2 protein-coding genes and 1 pseudogene are annotated in these 1,860 nt (G+C 65.1%); 1 reads left to right on the top strand and 2 read right to left on the bottom strand.

Going from position 1 to position 1,860, the window contains the following annotated elements; translation table 11 throughout:
* Positions 1 to 273 precede the first annotated feature (273 nt).
* Entirely contained in the window at positions 274 to 897 is a 624-nt protein-coding gene (locus DBR23_RS18530; protein WP_108499192.1) for a hypothetical protein, read from the bottom strand.
* A 96-nt stretch (positions 898 to 993) separates the two neighbouring features.
* Here DBR23_RS18530 and DBR23_RS18525 point away from each other — a divergent pair, with 96 nt between their 5' ends.
* Positions 994 to 1,584, top strand: a complete 591-nt coding sequence (locus tag DBR23_RS18525) for an NAD(P)H-dependent oxidoreductase (protein ID WP_056747039.1) — start codon at positions 994 to 996, stop codon at positions 1,582 to 1,584.
* Positions 1,585 to 1,618: 34 nt separating this feature from the next.
* Here the strand turns inward: DBR23_RS18525 and DBR23_RS31020 are convergent.
* A pseudogene (locus tag DBR23_RS31020) lies at positions 1,619 to 1,860 on the bottom strand (nitronate monooxygenase); the annotation flags it as partial.

Below are 1,860 nucleotides of genomic sequence, written 5' to 3'. Positions count from 1 at the left end.
GTGTAGCCTGTATGGGCGGGGCGGGCGATGCGGAGGACTGGGAGGGGGCGTTTTCAGCCATGGGGATGCTTTAGAGGTTGCAGAGCGTGCGCCACGGCCGACACGGCGTTGGGTGCGGAAGGGGGCTCACAGCTGCCGAATAGGGAAGGCATTGCGGGAGTGCGTCGGTGCCATGGCGGCCGCCGCGCAGAGCAGGGGCAAAAAGTGTAGCGCAGGGGATGGCAGTGAGTTGCCGCGGAACGCAGTCCCGCTTGTATTGCGTGGCGGTCTGCTTCAGGGTGTGCGCCCATCAACTGAAACACCCGGCAGTGCCCCCAGCCGACCACGGTGGATGATGGGGCAGTTGAGCACCACCCGCGTTATCTGCAGCGTGATCTGGCCTTTGTCCTGCGCGTCCAGCACTTCTTCCTCGGACCGCAGGGTGCGAGCCTGCGTGGCATCGACCCAGGTGACCTGAACCAGTTGCCACAACGGGCTGTAAGCCGTGTAGGCATTTGCAGACCCCACAGGGCGGGGAGCGGATGCAAACACGCTGGCCTGCTCGAAGTTGGTGGTGCCGTAGACGCGATCGGTCGCCCCCAGGCGCTGCATGCGCTGCATGCCAGAGGATGTTGATGCCTGCGGGTCGGGCAGGGCGTTGGCCAGCAGTGGCGCGTAGTTCGCATGCTTGGCGCGGGCCATGTCGGCATCGGATGCATCGGTGGTCACATAGAGGACCTCTTGCCCCTCGAACCAGCCACGAAGCAATGGCAGGTGCGCCTTCTCAGGGGGATCGATGGGGGCTGGAGCCGTGCCGCACGCCACCAGGGTGACCAGGACCACTGCCGAAGTAGCCATTCGCAGCCGGGACTGCAGGAACTGCGGGGACAACGTGGTGCAACGGAGAATGGTGCGCATGGTCGGGTCCAGGATCGTGGAGTGTTGCGGGAAGGCGTAGAGTCAGACGATAGTGCTTGCAGGCTTTCCGCATCGATGTGGATGAGGAGAACGAACATGGACCCCATGCGCATTCTGTTGATCCAGGGACACCCAGACGCCCTGGCGCCCCACTTGTGCCACGCCTTGTCCCAGGCCTACGCCGAAGGGGCCATGGCGGCGGGCCACGTGGTGAGGCTGGTGGATGTGGCCGCCATTGATTTTGCCCTGCTGCGCAGCCAGCACGAGTGGGAGCTGGGCCTGCTGCCCGCGTCTCTCAAGCCTGCGCAGGCTGACATCGGCTGGGCGCAGCACATCGTGCTGTTCTTTCCGCTGTGGCTGGGCGACATGCCAGCCTTGCTCAAGGGTTTTCTGGAGCAGGTGGCAAGGCCCGGTTTTGCCTTCAACCCCGAAGGCAGCAACCCCTTCGGGCGCAAGGGGCTCACCGGGCGCAGTGCGCGGGTGGTGGTCACGATGGGCATGCCAGCGCTTGTCTATCGCTGGTACTTCCGTGCACACAGCGTGAAGTCGCTGGAGCGCAATATCCTGGGCTTTGTGGGCGTTGCGCCGGTGCATGAGACGCTGGTGGGCAGCGTGGATCAACTGGGCGAGGGTGGGGTTGCCAAGTGGAAGGCGCGCATGCGCGCGCTGGGGGCCAAGGCGGCGTAGGCCACAGGCGCGGCTGGCCGCACCGCCGCCTTCTTCAGCCAAACGTGCGCGCCATGCCCATGGCACCCATGCGCTGGCTGATGGCAAAAAATTCCGCCACGGTGTCTTCAATGATCTGCTGCGCGGTCTTGACGGAGTCAATCAATCCCGCAGTCTGCCCCGCCAGCGCAGGGGCCGCCTCCATGTCACCGTCAAAGTACACGCGCTGGACGCCCGCAAAGCTGTCGGCGGGCATCAGTCCCGCCTCGTGGATGGCCTGCGTGCGCTGCGACTTGA

This window comes from Acidovorax sp. HMWF018 (genome assembly GCF_003061035.1).
In the GTDB taxonomy this organism is placed as follows: domain Bacteria; phylum Pseudomonadota; class Gammaproteobacteria; order Burkholderiales; family Burkholderiaceae_C; genus Acidovorax; species Acidovorax delafieldii.
The sequence above is the reverse complement of the archived record's forward strand: the minus strand, read 5'-3'. Positions and strand labels throughout refer to the sequence as shown.